Genomic DNA, 16,832 nt, shown 5'->3' on the forward strand with positions numbered 1-16,832 from the left:
GCGCCGCCCGTCCCCCGTCCCCCGTCCGGGCGTCACAATGGGGCGCGTGACGACGCACCCCCTCCCCACGCCCGCGCCCGAAGCCGTCGACCGTCTGCGTACGGCACTGCTCGCCGCCCGGTTCACCCCGGACGGCCTGCTGGAGCTGCTCGGCGCCACCGCCTACGCCGCGCTGGCCCGCAGCGAGATCGTGCCCGCGCTGCGCGTGACGCGGGACGGGGGGCCGCCGGCGGCGCTGGTCCGGCTCTTCCTGCTGCGGCAGGCCGTGCCGCGCGCGGAGGCCGCGGCCGCTCTGCCCGTGGCGGAGGCGCTGGCCGACGGCTGGCTGGTTCCCGCCGACCCGGACGATCCGCAGGCCGCTCCGGACGTCCCGGCCGTGTCCGGGCACCGGGCGGACGCCCGGACGGAAGGCGCCGGGGCCGTGCGGGCCACCGTGGACATCCGCCCGTACGCCGGTCCCGAGGGGCAGGACTGGTGGATCGTCTCCGACCTCGGCTGCGCCGTCGGCGGCGCCGGCGGCATCCGCGCCCGGCACGAGGACGTCGTCCTCGGGGTGGGCGGCGCCTCCACCACGCTGGCCGGGCTGACCGTGCGGAAGCCCGTGGGGCGCGCCCTCGACCTGGGCACCGGTTCCGGCATCCAGGCGCTGCACGCCGCGCAGCACGCCTCCCGGGTCACCGCCACCGACCTCAATCCGCGCGCCCTCGGCTTCGCCCGGCTGACCCTGGCCCTCTCCGGCGCGCCGGAGCCCGACCTGCGCCAGGGCTCGCTCTTCGAGCCGGTCGCCGGCGGCGGCCCGTACGACCTGATCGTCTCCAACCCGCCCCTGGTGATCTCGCCGGACACCCGCTTCGAGTACCGGGACAGCGGCATGCGCGGCGACGGGCTCTGCCGCACCCTGGTGCAGCAGGCGGGCGATCACCTGGCCGAGGGCGGCTACTGCCAGCTCCTGGCGAACTGGGAGCACCGCGCGGGCGAGGACTGGCGCGAGCGGGTGGCCGGCTGGGTGCCGCAGGGCTGTGACGCCTGGATCATCCAGCGGGACGTGCAGGACATCACCCAGTACACCGAGCTGTGGCTGCGCGACGCCGGGGACCACCACGCCTCCGAGGAGGCGTACGCAGCGCGCTACGACGCCTGGCTGGACGCCTTCGAGGCGCGGGGCACCGAGGCCGTGGGCTTTGGCTGGATCGTGCTCCGCGCCACCTCCTCCGGCAGCCCCTCGGTGCTGACCGAGGAGTGGCCACATCCCGTCGAACAACCGCTCGGGGACGCCGTCCGCGGGTACTTCGAACGGCGGGACTTCCTGCGCCGTACGGACGACGCCGCGCTGCTCGGCGCCCACTTCCGGCTGGCCGAGGGCGTCGTCCAGGAGCAGGTGGGGATGCCCGGGGCGGAGGACCCGGAGCACGTGGTGCTGCGGCAGCGGCACGGCCTGCGGCGCGCCACCCAGGTCGACACGGTCGGCGCGGGATTCGCCGGTGTGTGCGACGGATCACTCCCCGCCGGGCGGATTCTGGACGCCATCGCGCAGCTCCTCGGGGAGGATCCGGTGCGCCTGCGCGACCGCACCCCGGAGTCGATCCGCCTCCTGGTCGAGCAGGGCTTCCTGGAACCCGTCGCGGGACCGGCGTAGCGTTCATCCCGAGTTCGTACGGACGTCAGAACCCGGTGACAGGGTGCGCGGCATGGAAGCTTCGGGCGGCATCTCGGGCGGACCGGTGGCGGCCGCGGTCAGCACGGAGAACGGGCCGGCGCTCTTCGCGGGAGCGGCCTTCGCGGCTTTCGGGGCGGCCCTGCTCCTGTGGTCCTCCCGGCGCGTCCTGCTGCGCCGCCCCGTCGCGGAGGGGGCGCACCCTGTGGTGGCGGCCACGGTCGCCCTCGCGGCGGGTGCGGTGTCGCTCGGCACCGGGCTGTGGCTGCTCCAGGCAGGCTGAGCCTGCCGGGCGCACCGGAGCCGCCGGGCGCGGGGCGGCAGGAATACCGGTTGTCGGGTTACCGTTCGAGTGGCGTTGCGGACTTTTCCCGTTTGACATGGCGGCGGGAGGTACCGTCACACTCCGCACCGATACCTATGCCGACCGGAGAGAAGAGCAGACGTTGTCCCCGAGCAGCGAGACCACACAGGGCGGGCGCCGACTCGTGATCGTCGAGTCGCCCGCCAAGGCCAAGACGATCAAGGGCTATCTGGGCCCTGACTACGTGGTCGAGGCCAGCGTGGGACACATCCGCGATCTCCCGAACGGCGCGGCCGAGGTCCCGGCGAAGTACAAGGGCGAGTCCTGGGCCCGTCTCGGGGTGAACGTCGATCACGACTTCGAGCCGCTCTACGTCGTGAACAGCGACAAGAAGGATCAGGTCAAAAAGCTCAAGTCGCTGCTCGCCGAATCCGACGAGCTCTATCTCGCCACCGATGAGGACCGCGAGGGCGAGGCGATCGCCTGGCACCTCAAGGAGGTGCTCAAGCCCAAGGTCCCGGTGCGCCGCATGGTCTTCCACGAGATCACCAAGGACGCCATCCGGTCGGCCGTGAACAACCCCCGTGATCTCGACCAGAAGCTGGTCGACGCGCAGGAGACCCGGCGCATCCTGGACCGGCTCTACGGCTACGAAGTCTCCCCGGTGCTGTGGAAGAAGGTCATGCCCCGGCTTTCCGCGGGACGGGTCCAGTCCGTCGCCACCCGGCTCGTCGTCGAGCGGGAGCGGGAGCGCATGGCGTTCCGCCCGGCCGAGTACTGGGACCTCACCGCGACCTTCGAGACCCGGGCCGAGGCCGGCGCCGCCGAGCAGGGCACCTTCGGCGCCCGGCTGACCACCGTCGACGGGCGGCGCGTCGCCCAGGGCCGGGACTTCGGCCCGGACGGGCAGCTCAAGGCGGCGAGCGCGTCGGCGCAGGTCCTCCAGCTCGACGAGTCCGCCGCGCGGGCGCTGGCGGAGGCGCTGGCGGACACCGAGTTCGCGGTGCGCTCGGTCGACTCCAAGCCGTACCGTCGCTCGCCGTACGCCCCGTTCCGCACCACCACCCTCCAGCAGGAGGCCAGCCGCAAGCTGGGCTTCGGCGCGAAGGTGACCATGCAGGTGGCGCAGAAGCTGTACGAGAACGGCTTCATCACGTACATGCGTACGGACTCCACCACGCTCTCCGACACCGCGATCGCCGCCGCCCGCTCCCAGGTCACGCAGCTCTACGGCGCCGACTACCTGCCGGAGAAGCCGCGCAGCTACGCCGGGAAGGTGAAGAACGCGCAGGAGGCGCACGAGGCGATCCGCCCGTCCGGCGACCGCTTCCGCACCCCCGCGGAGACCGGCCTCACCGGCGACCAGTTCAAGCTCTACGAGCTCATCTGGAAGCGGACGGTCGCCTCCCAGATGAAGGACGCCGTCGGCCGGTCCGTCACCGTCCGGGTCGGCGGGCGCAGCGCGGACGGCCGGGACGCGGAGTTCAGCGCGACCGGCAAGATCATCACCTTCCACGGCTTCCTCAAGGCGTACGTGGAGGGCGCGGACGACCCGGACGCCGAGCTCGACGACCGCGAGCGCCGGCTGCCCCAGGTCGACGAGGGCGATCCGCTGGGCGCCCGCGAGCTGACCGCCGACGGCCACTCCACCAAGCCGCCGGCCCGCTACACCGAGGCCACGCTGGTCAAGGAGCTGGAGGAGCGGGAGATCGGCCGGCCCTCCACCTACGCGTCGATCATCTCGACCATCCTGGACCGCCGGTACGTCTTCAAGAAGGGCACCGCTCTGGTGCCCTCGTTCCTCTCCTTCGCCGTGGTCGGGCTGCTGGAGAAGCACTTCGGCCGGCTGGTGGACTACGACTTCACCGCCCGGATGGAGGACGACCTCGACCGCATCGCGGCCGGCGACGCCGAGTCCGTGCCCTGGCTGCGCCGCTTCTACTACGGCGAGAACGGCACGGCGGAGCCCGTCCCGGGCTCCGCCGCGGACTCCGGCAACGGCGACGGCGACCACCTGGGCGGGCTCAAGGAGCTGGTCTCCGACCTGGGCGCCATCGACGCCAAGGGCGTCTCCTCCTTCCCGGTCGGCGAGGGGATCGTGCTGCGCGTCGGCCGCTACGGGCCGTATGTCGAGGAGCCGTCCGAGGACCCGGAGAAGCCCGGCCGCCGCGCCGACGTGCCGGACGAGCTGCCGCCGGACGAGCTGACCGCGGCGTACGCCCGGGAGCTGCTGGACCAGCCCAGCGGCGAGCGGGAGTTGGGCACCGACCCGGAGACCGGCCGTCCGGTGGTGGCCAAGACCGGCCGCTACGGCCCGTATGTCACCGAGGTGCTGCCCGAGGGCACTCCGAAGACCGGCAAGAACGCCGTCAAGCCGCGCACCGCCTCGCTCTTCACCTCCATGTCGCTGGACACGGTGACTCTCGAGGACGCCCTGCGGCTGCTCTCCCAGCCGCGCGTGGTCGGGACCGACCCGGAGTCGGGCGAGGAGATCACCGCGCAGAACGGGCGCTACGGCCCCTACATGAAGAGGGGAACCGACTCGCGGTCACTGGAGACCGAGGAGCAGATCTTCAGCATCACGCTGGAGCAGGCGCTGGAGATCTACTCCAAGCCCAAGCAGCGCGGGCGCGCGGCGGCGAAGCCCCCGCTGAAGGAGCTGGGGACCGACCCGACCACGGAGAAGCCCGTGGTGGTCAAGGACGGCCGCTTCGGCCCGTACGTCACCGACGGCGAGACCAACGCGACCCTGCGCCGGGACGACGAGGTGGAGAGCATCACCGCCGAGCGTGCGTACGAGCTGCTGGCGGAGAAGCGGGCCAAGGGCCCGGCGAAGAAGAAGGCGCCCGCGAAGAAGGCGGCCGCCAAGAAGTCCACGGCGAAGAAGACGGCGGCGAAGAAGACCACCGCCAAGAAGACGGCTGCCAAGGCGCCGGCGAAGAAGACGACGGCCAAGAAGACCGCCACGAAGAAGACGGCCACCTCGAAGGGGTCCGCCTCCGCGGAGTGACCCGGGGCCCGGGCCGGGCCCCGCGGGCCGGCGGTCGCGGCCTTCCGGGCCCCCGGCCTTCCGGCCCCTGCGGCAGGGGCCCGGGTCTCGCCGGGCCGGCCTCGGCGGACCGGGCCGTGCGTATGTGACGGTGTTCGTGCGCCCGCCCCCGGACCAGGCGCGTGTCTGCCTCGCGCTGCGGGCGCTGCGGGGGCGGGCCCCGCCGTCCCCGGGCCGGGCGCACCTCTCCACCGCCCCGCGCGGGACGGCCCGCGCCGTCCCGGCCTGTGCGGAGGCGGGCACCGGCGTTCCCGTGCTGCCCAATTGTTCGGGCGGCGACACTCCCTGTCACCCGCTCCCTATACGCTGGCAGGATGACGCGTGCAGAGCAGCAGCCAACGGGCGCGGGCCAGGCCGGCCCGGCCGCAGACGACGCACTCGCCGCCGATTCCCGTGAGCGCGCCGTAGGGGCGCTTCTGCGCCACCCGCCGCTGCGGCGGCTGTGGAGCGCCCAGTTCACCTCCGGTGCCGGCGACGCACTGGCGCTCTTCGCCCTGCTGCTGCTCGCCCTGCAGGCCGCCGCCACCCCCGCGGTGCCGGGCGGCGACCTGGTCTTCGGCGGCGGGTACAGCGGGCTGGCGTTCGCCACCGCCGCCGTCTTCGGCGCCCGGCTGCTGGCGACGTTCCTCTTCGGCGCCCTGCTGCTCGGCCCGCTGTCGGCGCTCGTCGCTCCCGGCGGGGCCCTCGACCGGGGCTGGACGATGATGGGCGCGGACACGCTGCGCGCCGTGGCCCTGGTGCTGGCACCGCTGTGGATCACCTGGACGCCGCACGAGGCGTTCGCCGTGCTGCTGGTCACCGTCTTCGTCACCGGTGTCGCCGAGCGGGTCTGGACGGTGGCGCGGGACAGCGCCGCACCGGCGTTGCTGCCCGCGCCCCCGCCGGAGGGCGCCGCCGTGCGCCCCCTGCCCGACCACCACGAGTCGCTGCGCCGGATGTGGCTGCGCACCGGCTTCCTCGCGTTCCCGCTGGCGGCCGCTCTCCTGGTCGTCGCCACCCTGGTCAGCAACCTGCTGGCCACCGGGGTCTCCTGGTTCGGCGCGCACCAGGCGGCCCTCGCCGCGTACGTCGCCGCCGGTCTCTTCGCCGCCGCGACGGCGCTGCTCTACTTCGTCCATCTCCCCGCCACCGAGACGCCCCGCCCGCGCTCCCCGCTGGAGGGCCTGCGTCGCCCGCGGGGCGCCGACGGCCCCGACAAGGGCCGCACCGGCGCGGTCCCGCTGCTGGTGCTCGCCTGCGCGGCCACCGCCGCGGCCGTGGCGGCGGCCGTGGCGCTCGCCGCGCTCCGCGCGGCCGACCTGGGCGGCGGTCCGGTGACCTTCGGCCTGCTGGTGCTCGGCCTCACCGGCGGCACCGCCGCCGGCATCCGGACGGCGCCGCGGGTGCTGCGCGGCCTCTCCCGGCGGCGGCTGCTGGCGCTGGCCGTCGGCGTCACCGGCCTCCTGCTGCTCGCGGCCGGTCTCACCCCGGACACCGCCACGGTCCTCGGCCTGACGCTGCTCGCCGGTCTCGCCGCGGGCGTCGCCGCGCACACCGGCCACACGCTCCTCGACCAGGAGACCGAGGAGTCCCGCCGGGTCCGCCTCACCGCCCACCTGCACGCCGTGGTCCGCCTCGGCCTGGGCCTGGCCGCCCTCGCCGCCCCGCTGCTGGCCGCGCTGATCGGGCCGCACCGGGTGGTCAGCGGCGACTTCGTCTTCGACCACGGCGGTGCGGCGTTCGCGCTGATGCTGGTCGGTGCCCTGCTGCTGCCGGTCGCGGCGCTGGTGCTGGTCCGTACGGACGACCGGCACGGGGTGCCGCTCCGGCGCGACCTGCGGGAGGCGTTCGGCGGCGGTGCGCCCGTCGAGGGACCGGCGGAGACCGGCTTCTTCCTCGTCGTCGAGGGCGGTGACGGCGCCGGCAAGTCCACGCAGGTGGAGGCGCTGGCCGAGTGGATCCGCGGCAAGGGCCACGAGGTGGTGGTCACCCGCGAGCCGGGCGCGACCCCCATCGGCAAGCGGCTGCGGTCGATCCTGCTCGATGTCTCCTCCGCGGGCCTCTCCGGCCGTGCCGAGGCGCTGCTCTACGCCGCCGACCGCGCCGAGCACGTCGACACGGTCGTCCGTCCGGCGCTGGCCCGCGGCGCCGTGGTGATCTCCGACCGCTACATCGACTCCTCCGTCGCCTACCAGGGCGCCGGACGTGAACTCTCGCCCACCGAGGTCGCGCGCATCTCCCGCTGGGCCACCGACGGGCTGGTCCCGCACCTCACCGTGCTGCTGGACATCTCCCCGGAGACGGCCCGCGAGCGCTTCACGGAGGCGCCCGACCGGCTGGAGTCCGAGTCCGCGGAGTTCCACCAGCGGGTGCGCTCCGGTTTCCTCTCCCTCGCCGCGGCGGACCCGGCGCGCTACCTGGTGGTCGACGCCGGTCAGGAGCCGGAAGCGGTCACCACGGTCGTACGGCACCGTCTGGACCAGGTGCTTCCGCTCTCCGAGGCGGAGATCACCGCCCGCGAGGAGGCCCGCCGCCAGGCCGAGGAGGAGGCCCGCCGCCGCGCCGAGGAGGAGGCAGCGCGCAAGGCCGAGGAGGAGCGCAAGGAGCGCGAGCGCCAGGAGCAGCTCGAACGCCTGCGGGCCGAGGAGGAGGAGCGCAAGCGCCGCGAGGCGGAGCTGGAGCGGCAGCGGGAGGAGGCCCGCAGGGCCGAGGAGGCCCGGCTGCGCGCGGAGGAGGAACGCCGCAGGGCCGAGGAGGAGCGCGAGCGGCGCGAGGCGGAGGAGCAGGCGCGCCGCGAGGAGGAGGACCGGCGGCGCCGGCTCGCCGAGGAGGAGGCCCGGCTGCGGACCGAGGCCGAGGAGCGGCGCCGGGAGAAGCAGCGCAAGGCGGAGGAGGCGCTGCTCCGGGCGGAGCAGGCGCGGGCGGCCCAGGCCGCCCCGCCCGCCCCCGCGGAGCCTGCCGCCGAGCCGCCCGCCGGGGCCGCCGCCCCGCCGGAGCAGGAAGCGCCGCCCGAGGAGCAGACGGTGCAGCTCCCGCAGCCCGGGGAGCGGACGGGGCCCTCGCCGGACGCGGAGGAGACCACCAAGCTGCCGCAGTACGGCGGGCGGGACGCCGAGGACGAGACGGCGGTGCTGCCGTCCGTACCGCCGCCGGGCCAGGGCCGGCCGGGCCGGGAGCAGACCGGCCGGGAGCAGACCGGCGGGGAGCAGGCGGGCCCGGTGCCGCCGGGGCCGTACCGCGACGCGCAGGAGCGGGAGGTCGAGCGCACCCGGGAGCTGCCGCAGGTCCCGGAGGAGAACGGCCGTTCCGGCCGGCGCCGGCGCCCGGAGTGGGCAGAGGAGACGCCGCTGGACGACATGCCGACCCTCGCCGACGAGCTGCTCGGCCCGCGCGAGGGCGGCGACGACGACCCCCCGAGCGACCTGGACCGCCCCGGCGCCTGAGCGTGCCGCCGGGCCGGGAGCCGTATGCGCCCTGCGGGCAGCCGACCCGGGCCGGAGCCTGCGCGGCGGGGCCTCGGCGGCCCATCGTGACGGCGCCTGTGCGCCGCCCGTGCCGTAGCCCCGGCGGGTGACCCCTCCCGTCGCGCGTGCCGTAGCCCTGGCGGGTGATGCCGCCCCGCCGCGCGGGACTGCGCCCGCCGGGAGGGGAAACCCGCACCCGCTGGAGTCCGCATCAGGCACCGACGGGACGGAGAGCGACCGATGGCGACCACCACGGGCGAGGCGCGCGCGGACGACGCCCCGGCGAGCCTGCAACTGCCGGGGATCGTGCTGGGTGTGGGGCTCGGCGGGTTCGTCGACGGCATCCTCCTGCACCAGCTCCTGCAGTGGCACCACATGCTCTCCAGCACCGACACGGACAACGTCGGGGTGAAGTACTACAGCCCGGAGACCGTCCCGGGGCTGGAGATGAACACGGTGTGGGACGGTGTCTTCCACACCGTCTGCTGGCTCTCCGTCCTGCTGGGCCTGGCCGTCCTCTACTCCCGGGTCACCCACGACCGCCGCCGGGTGTGGGCCTCCCGGGTGCTGTGGGGCTGGATCCTCGCCGGCTGGGGCCTCTTCAACCTCGTCGAGGGCGTACTGGACCATCACGTCCTGGGCATCCATCACGTCCACGCCGGGGACGACCGGCTCTGGTGGGATCTCGGCTTCCTCGCCCTGGGGGCGCTGTTGCTGGCCGGTGGCTGGCTGCTCCAGCGCAGCGGACAGCCGTTCGAGCCCGGCGCCTCCTCCGCCCGGCAGGCGCGGCGGTCCGCCTGATGGGCCACGGCACGCACCCGGCCCCGGCGGCAGGAGACGGCGTCCTGGAGGCACTGCTGCCCGCCCTCGCCCTCGTCGCGGCCGCCGCCGGGTACCTCCGCCTGGTCCGCCGGGCACGGCGGCGCAACCCCGTGCGGGGCTGGAGCCCATGGCGCACGGCGAGCTTCACCACGGGCATCGCCCTGCTGGCGGTGGCGCTCCTGCCACCGCTGGCGCCCTTCGCGCACACCGACTTCCGCGGCCACATGGCGCAGCACCTGCTGATCGGCATGTACGCGCCGCTCGCCCTGGTGCTCGGCGCGCCCGTGACCCTGCTGCTGCGCACGCTGCCGGTGTCGCGCGGGCGGCAGCTCACTGCGCTGCTGCACAGCCGTCCCGCCCGGTTCCTGACCCGTCCGGCGACCGCCTGGCTGCTGTCCACCGGCAGCCTGGCGGTGCTCTACTTCACCCCGCTCCACCACGTCCTGACGTCCCGTCCCGCCGGGCACTGGTTGCTGCACGCGCACTTCCTGCTGGCCGGCTGCCTGTTCGCCCATGTGGTGGCCGGACCCGACCCCGCACCCGCCCGGCCCGGCGTCCGCACCCGCCTGGTCTGGCTCGGGTGCGCCGTCGCCGTGCACGCCGTCGTCTCACAACTGCTGTACGGCGGCTTCCGGACGGACGTCCACGCCCCCGTCGCCGAGGTGCGGGGTGGCGCGGAGCTCATGTACTACGGCGGCGATCTCGCCGAGCTGCTGCTCGCCGCGGCGCTGGTCGCCACCTGGCGTCCCGCCTCCCGGTCCCGCACCGCCACCGCGGCACGCCGCTCCTTCCGCCCGGCGCGTGCGTGAATTTTGCGGTCGCCCGCGGCCGGCCCCGCCCCCACGGAGGCTGTCGGCGGCGTCGGCGACAATGGGCGGTGCGCAGGCGCGCGTACCCCGCAGCATCCGCACCGTCCGCACAGAGAAGGGCAGCGCCCGTGACCGTATGGGACGACGTGGTCGGCCAGGACCGCGTCACCGCGCAGCTCTCCGCCGCCGCCCGCGACGCCGACGCCTATGTCACCGCCGAGGCCGCCGGAGAGCCCGTCGCGCTCTCCGGCTCCGCGATGACGCACGCCTGGCTCTTCACCGGGCCGCCCGGCTCCGGCCGCTCCACCGCCGCCCGCGCCTTCGCCGCCGCCCTCCAGTGCGTCAGCCCGGACCGGGCGCTGGGCGGCGCCCCCGGCTGCGGCTTCTGCGACGGCTGCCACACGGCGCTGGTCGGCACCCACGCCGACGTCGAGGTGGTGCGTACGGACCTGCTGTCCATCGGCGTCAAGGAGACCCGGGACCTGGTCCGCCGCGCCCAGCTCTCCCCGGCCGGCGGCCGCTGGCAGGTGATCGTGCTGGAGGACGCCGACCGGCTCACCGAGGGCGCGGGCAACGTCCTGCTGAAGGCCGTCGAGGAGCCCGCCCCGCGCACCGTGTGGCTGCTCTGTGCCCCCTCCACGGAGGACGTGCTGCCGACGATCCGTTCCCGCTGCCGCACCCTCGGCCTGCGGACGCCGCCGGTGGACGCGGTCGCGGACGTGCTCGTCCGCCGGGACGGCATCGAGCCCGGTCCCGCGGCCGCCGCCGCCCGCGCCACCCAGGGGCACATCGGCCGCGCCCGCCGGCTGGCCACCGACGAGCGGGCCCGCGCCCGGCGGGCCGCAGTGCTGCGGCTGCCGCAGCGGGTCGCGGACATCGGCGACGCGCTGCGCGCCGCCCAGGAGCTGATCGACGCGGCCGCGGAGGACGCCAAGCAGGTCGCCGAGGAGACCGACGCCCGGGAGACCGAGGAGCTGCGCGCCGCCCTCGGCGCCGCGGAGGGCAAGCGGCTGCCCCGTGGCACGGCGGGGGCGATGAAGGAGCTGGAGGACCGGCAGAAGCGCCGGGCCACCCGCACCCAGCGCGACTCCCTCGACCTGGCCCTCACCGACCTCACCGGCTTCTACCGCGACGTGCTCGCCCGCCAGCTCGGCTCCGGCGTCGCCCTGGCGAACGAGGAGGTGCGGGACGCCGTCGAGCAGCTCGCCGCGCAGTCCCGCCCGGAGCAGACCCTGCGCCGGATGGAGGCGATCCTCGCCTGCCGGGAGGCCCTGGACCGCAATGTCGCGCCGCTGCTCGCGGTGGAGGCCATGGCGATGTCGTTGCGCGCCGGGTGACCTCGGCTCCCGATACGCTCCAGACACCCGCCGCTGACCGAAGGAAATGCTCCATGCACGGCTCCTCGCCGCTCAGGCGCCCGCTCCGCACCGTCCCGGCCGCACTGCTGGCCGGCGTCCTGCTGCTGGCGGGCTGCTCCTCCGGGGACGGCTCCGGGGAGGACGGCCAGGGCGATCCGTCGGCCTCGCCCAGCAGCACCCGGCCGCCCGGCGGCGACGCCGAGCGGCTGAAGCCGCTGCCCGCCGCGATCCCGGCGGAGCTGAAGCCGTACTACGAGCAGAAGCTGACCTGGCGGGAGTGCGGGGTGATCGGCTTCGAGTGCACCACGCTGCGGGTGCCGCTCGACTACGACGAGCCGAGCCCGGAGACCGAGCTCAAGCTCGCCGTCTCCCGCAAGAAGGCGGAGGGCGACGGCGAGCCGATCGGCTCCCTGATGGTCAATCCGGGCGGTCCCGGCGGCTCGGCCATCGAGTATCTCCAGCAGGCCGCCGCCATCGGCTACCCGGCCGAGCTGCGGGAGCGCTACGACATCGTCGGCATGGACCCGCGCGGCGTGGCCCGCAGCGAGCCGGTCGAGTGCCTCTCGGACCGGGAGATGGACTCCTACACCCGCACCGACCAGACCCCGGACGACCCGCGGGAGGTCGACAAGCTGGTCGCCGCGTACAAGTCCTTCGCCAAGGGCTGCGCCCAGCGCTCCAGCGGTCTGCTGGAGCACGTCTCCACGGTCGAGGCGGCCCGCGACATGGACGTGCTGCGCGCGGCGCTCGGCGACGACAAGCTGCACTACTACGGCGCCTCGTACGGCACCTACCTCGGCGCCACCTACGCCGGGCTCTACCCGCAGCGCACCGGCCGGCTGGTGCTGGACGGCGCCATGGACCCGTCGCTGACCGCCCTGGAGCTCAACCGGCAGCAGACCGGCGGCTTCGCCACCGCCTTCACCGCGTTCGCCGAGGACTGCGTGGAGCGGAAGGACTGCCCGCTCGGCACGGAGAGCCCCGAGGACGCCGGGAAGAAGCTCAGCGCCTTCTTCCGGGAGGTGGACGCCGAGCCCCTGAAGACGGGCGAGCGCCGCACCCTCACCGAGTCGCTGGCCACCACCGGGGTGATCCAGGCCATGTACACCGAGGTCTACTGGCCGCGGCTGCGCCAGGCGCTCACCGACGCCATGAAGGACGGCGACGGCGCCGGGCTGCTCGCCCTCGCGGACGCCTACTTCGAGCGGGGCGCCGACGGCAGCTACGGCAACATCATGTTCGCCAACCCCGCCGTGAACTGCCTGGACCTGCCGTCGGCCTTCTCCGGCCCGCAGGACGTCCGCAAGGCCGTGCCCTCCTTCGAGAAGGTCTCCCCGGTCTTCGGCCGCGGCTTCGCCTGGGCCGCGCTGAACTGCACCTACTGGCAGGAGCAGGCCACCGGCGAGCCGCACCGGATCGTCGCCGAGGACGCCGCCCCGGTGGTCGTGGTCGGCACCACCCGCGACCCGGCCACCCCCTACCCCTGGGCGCAGGCGCTGGCCGGCCAGATGGCCACCGCCCGGCTGCTCACGTACGAGTCCGACGGGCACACCGCCTTCATGCAGGGCAGCGAGTGCATCGACGACACGATCACCGGCTACTTCGTGGACGGGGACGTGCCCGAGGAGGGCAAGCGCTGCTCCTGACCGCCCGCCGTACGGGCTCCGGGGCGGCCCCGGCCGACCCGGCCCGCAGGTGCCCGGCCCCTGGACGGGGCACCCCGGGAAACCCTGTAGACTTATCGCCGCTGCTGCCGCCACCATGGCGTACGGCAGCGCTGCCGCCTTAGCTCAGTCGGCCAGAGCGACGCACTCGTAATGCGTAGGTCAAGGGTTCGATTCCCTTAGGCGGCTCCGAAAAGGCCCAGGACAGATAGCCTCTGACCTGGGCCTTTGTGCTTTTCATGATCCATTTGTGTGGGTAGTGCTGCCCGCCTGGCGCCTCGTGATCGCCCCCGGTGGACAACCGGTGGACAGGCGTGCAGCGGGCGTGCAAACCGGTGGACAGGCGGGGGGTGGTCGCCGAGGGATGGAACCGCGATTCGAGGAGTCCGTCCGCGGTCCACAGGCCGTGCGCCGTTGCGAGCGCTCTTGGGGGGTTCCTATAAACAGGCGGTGTCACGGCGCCGCCTGGTAGAGAATCGGTCGGTCGGAAGATCACGGTGGAGGGGTCGGTCGTGAACGTGATGCGCTTCGACGCGGAGGCCGGCGAATTCGTCCTCGGCGTCCGGGAGGAGAGCGTCCAGCTCCTGCGGGGCATGGGCACGATCTGTCTCCAGGTGGTGCTGGATGTGAAGGCGCCAGGCGCGACGAAGGCCGGCAGGGTCCTGGCGCTACAGACCGACCTGTACGGGATCGCGAACCCCTACCAGCGGACGCTCGTCGGACGGGGCACGGAATTGCTCGCGTTCACGCCTGAGACCGGGTTGGAGCGTCCGGTCTTCAAGTTCCTCCTCACCTCGGCCCAGCTCCACGCCATCAACGAGGCCCGCGACGGTGACCTGCGAATGGAACTGGAGGTCACCGGCACGCTTCCACAAGCTCCCGGCTTCCCCGGCAGCACGACGGAGGTCCTGCACTTCAGCGTGGCAAAGAGCCGCTGGATCGAACAGGTCACCGCCCTCGGACCCGCGGTCGCGTTCGAGATGCAGGTCCCGTTCCCGCTGGAGGACGACCCCCGCGCGACGCCCGCCCGGTTCCTACGGGCAGCCCAGCGCCGACTTCTGGACGACGACATCGACGGCGCGATCTTGGAGGCCCGTCGCGCGCTTGAATGGATCAAGGACCACAGCGGCTGGAAGTGGCCCGGCGGCAAGGACAGGTCGCAGCGCACGCAAGACGAACGCTGGGCCTGGATCCGTCTCGCGGTCGAGGACCAGACGAGCGCAGCGGTTCACAAGGACGCGGTGACGTCGGCGTTCATCTACAGCCGGGACGAGGCGAAAGCCCTGATCGCCATCGCCGCAGCGCTGTTGACGGTCGTGGACGACCATCTGAGCAGCCCAGCGGGCCCGTGAAACGGCTTCGCACACAGACTGGAGCCCCGGTCAGCTTCCCTCTGACCGGGGCTCCTTCTCCGTCCGCCGTTAGGCGGAACGATTCTCCTGCGATGCGTCGTCCTTACGTGGCGGCGCCATCCTCGGTAGCTGAGTAGCCGGGTCTGCCTGCGGCACGACGTCGGGAACAGCCGCCAGCGCCTTGCGCGCATGGGGTACGAGCTGCACGACCTTCTCGGCGGCGTCGAGCGCCAGGTCGTCGAGGACGGACTGGTAGATGTCCCGGGTGATCCGCGTGTCCGAATGGCCGAGGGTCTCCGAGACGACCTTGATGTCGACGCCCGCCGCGAGCATCAGCGTCGCGGCGACGTGCCGGAGGTCATGAAGGCGGATCGGTGGAAGACGGGCCGCCTCCGTGAGACGCTCGAACAGATCGCTGACCTTGCCCGGGTGGAGGAGGGAGCCGTCCTCCTGGGTGAAGATGCGACCGGTGTCCTGCCAGCCCTCACCCCACGCCTCGCGCTCCCTCTGCTGGCGACCCTTGTGCGTCAGGAAGCCCTCGTTGGTCTCGCCGTCCAGGGCAATCAGCCGGAGGCCGCTGTCCGTCTTAGGCGCACCCTCGTGGACCTCCCAGCCGTCTTGCACGAGCTGCGTGGCGATGGCCAGCGAGCAGTGCTTGGCGGAGTAGTCCTCCCAGCGGACACCGCAGGCTTCTCCTCGGCGGGTGCCTCGAAAGGCGATGAGCCGCCAGAGCAAGTACAGCCGGTCTCCCGCGACGAAGTCGAGGAAGACGGCGGTCTGCTCCGGGGTCCAGACCATGACCGGCGACGGCTTCTTGCCGGTCTCCTGCCAGCGGGCGATGCGCTCCTCGGTCCAGACCAGGGCCTTCGGCTTCGTTCCCGGGAGCAGCTGGACGTGAGCGGCCGGGTTGAAGGCAGGCATGACCTGCTGGGCGATGGCGACGTTCAGGGCGGCCCGGAGCGTGTCGCGAATGTGGGGCTGGGTGTTCAGGCCGGTGACGCGACGGAACGGGGGCATCGCGTCGAGCTGGGCGCGGAACCACTTCCGGCGTGCTCGATTCTCGGCCCCCTTGTTCGGAGTGGCCTTCAGCTCGTCGGCGACCGCGCGGCGTTGGGCGTTCTGTTCTTGGATCTCGATGTTCCGCTCGTTGATGGCGTCGAACATCTTGTCGATGTGGTGGACCCGGAGCTTGTCGAGGCGAAGGTGCCCGAGGTGCGGCTTGAGATGGACGCGGATATCGCACTCGTAGCGCGACGCGCCGCCACGGCGCAGACGCTTCCGCCCCGCCAGCCAGGTGTCGAGCCACTCCCCGACGGTGGTCTTCGAGTTAAGCGACTGACCCGTCTGGAACCGACGACGGGTCTCGTCGTAGTCCGGCAGAGGGGTCTTCTCCTTGACGCAGTCCTCCAGCAGATCGCTGATCTGTGTCCTGCCCCAGGCATCGTCCTCTTCGGGAATCGCCATGAGGGCCCGGACCTTGCCCAGCTCCTCCTGGGCCTTGGTGGAGGTCTCGAAGCCACCACGACGAAACCGCCGTCGGCGGCCATCCTGGGCGGGGTCCAGCTCCTGGAACACCCCGAAGGTCCCGTGCCGTCGCGACTGGAGCTTCGGGCACGACGCCCCGAGGTCCTTGCCGGTCTCGGGGTCAGTGCACCGGCACCGTCGCGTGATGGTGCCGTTGTTCATTCACGCTCCTCGGCCTCGGGGTGTATGTCGGTCTCGTCGACGAAGGCGAGTCGGTCAGGCAGGGCCGGAGGGGTAAGGCCGCGCTGTCGCATCCGCTCTCGGTACGTGCGCAGCTCTTGGGCGTCCTCGAAGGCGTGCGCCTCATACCCTTCGGCCCGCTGAAGAAGCGTGGTTCGGCGACTGCGGTCCAGAGTGGTGCTGGCCACCCGTCGCCGCTCCTGCGCCAGGTCGTACGAGGACATCGACGCGGCGACGAGGTCGCCGTGGTGTCGGAAGGTGTCGAGAACGTCCCGGGGCGAGCCCTCGGGTGCAGCATCATCCAGAGGTGTCTCTCCGGTGAACCATGCGACCGCGTCCCAGGTGGACAGCTCGCGGCCCGGCAGAACCTCGACCGCCGCCGAAGAACCGAGCGGAAACAGCAGGGTGACCGGCGGGACGCCCAGGACGTCGGCAAGCATGACGACGTCCGCCACGCTGACGCTGGTCTTGCGACCGGACTCCAGATTCTTGATGGAGTGCTCGGTGAGTTCCTGCATGCCGCGGGCCGCGCAGCCCTGCGCGACCTCGGCCATCGTGAGGCCGGCGGCCCGGCGCGAGTCTCGTAGGCGCTGAGCGATCCGACCGGTGAACGCTATCGACTATTGATCAGGCGTCATGGTGACACCCTAAGAAGTAGAATGGTGCTGCCGCA

11 protein-coding genes and 1 tRNA gene are annotated in these 16,832 nt (G+C 73.3%); 10 read left to right on the forward strand and 2 right to left on the reverse strand.

Annotated features, from left to right (window positions below; translation table 11 throughout):
• Nucleotides 1–37: 37 nt before the first annotated feature.
• The 10 genes from HOY81_RS05730 to HOY81_RS05775 all read left to right on the forward strand — a co-directional run bounded on the left by HOY81_RS05730 (nt 38) and on the right by HOY81_RS05775 (nt 14,455).
• Complete coding sequence (locus HOY81_RS05730) at nt 38–1,636, forward strand: methyltransferase (RefSeq protein WP_237318865.1); 1,599 nt, start codon at nt 38–40, stop codon at nt 1,634–1,636.
• A gap of 52 nt (nt 1,637–1,688) precedes the next feature.
• Nucleotides 1,689–1,937, forward strand: coding sequence for a hypothetical protein (locus HOY81_RS05735; protein WP_237318867.1), 249 nt, complete (start codon nt 1,689–1,691; stop codon nt 1,935–1,937).
• A 163-nt stretch (nt 1,938–2,100) separates the two neighbouring features.
• Complete coding sequence (gene topA / locus HOY81_RS05740) at nt 2,101–4,968, forward strand: type I DNA topoisomerase (RefSeq protein ID WP_237318870.1); 2,868 nt, start codon at nt 2,101–2,103, stop codon at nt 4,966–4,968.
• Between the two features lie 353 nt (nt 4,969–5,321).
• Nucleotides 5,322–8,429 carry a dTMP kinase gene (tmk, locus tag HOY81_RS05745; protein ID WP_237318872.1) on the forward strand — a complete coding sequence of 1,036 codons (3,108 nt, stop codon included), beginning with the start codon at nt 5,322–5,324 and terminating at the stop codon, nt 8,427–8,429.
• 261 nt (nt 8,430–8,690) lie between these two features.
• The gene (locus tag HOY81_RS05750) at nt 8,691–9,251 is read left to right on the forward strand and encodes a DUF2243 domain-containing protein (RefSeq protein WP_237318876.1); all 561 of its coding nucleotides are present in this window, start codon (nt 8,691–8,693) and stop codon (nt 9,249–9,251) included.
• Nucleotides 9,251–10,081, forward strand: a complete 831-nt coding sequence (locus tag HOY81_RS05755) for a cytochrome c oxidase assembly protein (protein WP_237318878.1) — start codon at nt 9,251–9,253, stop codon at nt 10,079–10,081. Before HOY81_RS05750 ends, HOY81_RS05755 begins: the two co-directional genes overlap by 1 nt.
• A gap of 128 nt (nt 10,082–10,209) precedes the next feature.
• A complete protein-coding gene (locus tag HOY81_RS05760; RefSeq protein ID WP_237318880.1) occupies nt 10,210–11,418 on the forward strand; it encodes a DNA polymerase III subunit delta' in 1,209 nt (402 codons plus the stop codon).
• A gap of 53 nt (nt 11,419–11,471) precedes the next feature.
• Nucleotides 11,472–13,085 (forward strand): alpha/beta hydrolase, encoded by a 1,614-nt coding sequence (locus HOY81_RS05765; protein ID WP_237318882.1) that lies wholly within the window; start codon nt 11,472–11,474, stop codon nt 13,083–13,085.
• Nucleotides 13,086–13,218: 133 nt separating this feature from the next.
• Nucleotides 13,219–13,292: transfer RNA gene (locus HOY81_RS05770), tRNA-Thr, on the forward strand.
• A 323-nt stretch (nt 13,293–13,615) separates the two neighbouring features.
• Nucleotides 13,616–14,455 carry a hypothetical protein gene (locus tag HOY81_RS05775; RefSeq protein WP_237318884.1) on the forward strand — a complete coding sequence of 280 codons (840 nt, stop codon included), beginning with the start codon at nt 13,616–13,618 and terminating at the stop codon, nt 14,453–14,455.
• A gap of 69 nt (nt 14,456–14,524) precedes the next feature.
• On the opposite strand, the gene HOY81_RS05780 is transcribed toward HOY81_RS05775, so the two are convergent.
• Both HOY81_RS05780 and HOY81_RS05785 read right to left on the reverse strand, forming a co-directional pair.
• Nucleotides 14,525–16,141, reverse strand: coding sequence for a site-specific integrase (locus HOY81_RS05780; RefSeq protein ID WP_237318886.1), 1,617 nt, complete (start codon nt 16,139–16,141; stop codon nt 14,525–14,527).
• Nucleotides 16,138–16,776, reverse strand: coding sequence for a helix-turn-helix domain-containing protein (locus tag HOY81_RS05785; RefSeq protein ID WP_237319020.1), 639 nt, complete (start codon nt 16,774–16,776; stop codon nt 16,138–16,140). The genes HOY81_RS05780 and HOY81_RS05785 overlap by 4 nt, the downstream gene beginning before the upstream one ends.
• Nucleotides 16,777–16,832: the final 56 nt, after the last annotated feature.

This window comes from Streptomyces sp. JJ36 (assembly GCF_021696945.1).
Lineage (GTDB): Bacteria > Actinomycetota > Actinomycetes > Streptomycetales > Streptomycetaceae > Streptomyces.

Bases quoted from the DNA above. Each gene is read 5' to 3' on its own strand.
- HOY81_RS05730 (WP_237318865.1), top strand. From the start codon at position 38: ATGGGGCGCGTGACGACGCACCCCCTCCCCACGCCCGCGCCCGAAGCC.
- HOY81_RS05735 (WP_237318867.1), top strand. From the start codon at position 1,689: ATGGAAGCTTCGGGCGGCATCTCGGGCGGACCGGTGGCGGCCGCGGTC.
- tmk (WP_237318872.1), top strand. From the start codon at position 5,322: ATGACGCGTGCAGAGCAGCAGCCAACGGGCGCGGGCCAGGCCGGCCCG.
- HOY81_RS05750 (WP_237318876.1), top strand. From the start codon at position 8,691: ATGGCGACCACCACGGGCGAGGCGCGCGCGGACGACGCCCCGGCGAGC.
- HOY81_RS05755 (WP_237318878.1), top strand. From the start codon at position 9,251: ATGGGCCACGGCACGCACCCGGCCCCGGCGGCAGGAGACGGCGTCCTG.
- HOY81_RS05765 (WP_237318882.1), top strand. From the start codon at position 11,472: ATGCACGGCTCCTCGCCGCTCAGGCGCCCGCTCCGCACCGTCCCGGCC.
- HOY81_RS05780 (WP_237318886.1), bottom strand. From the start codon at position 16,141: ATGAACAACGGCACCATCACGCGACGGTGCCGGTGCACTGACCCCGAG.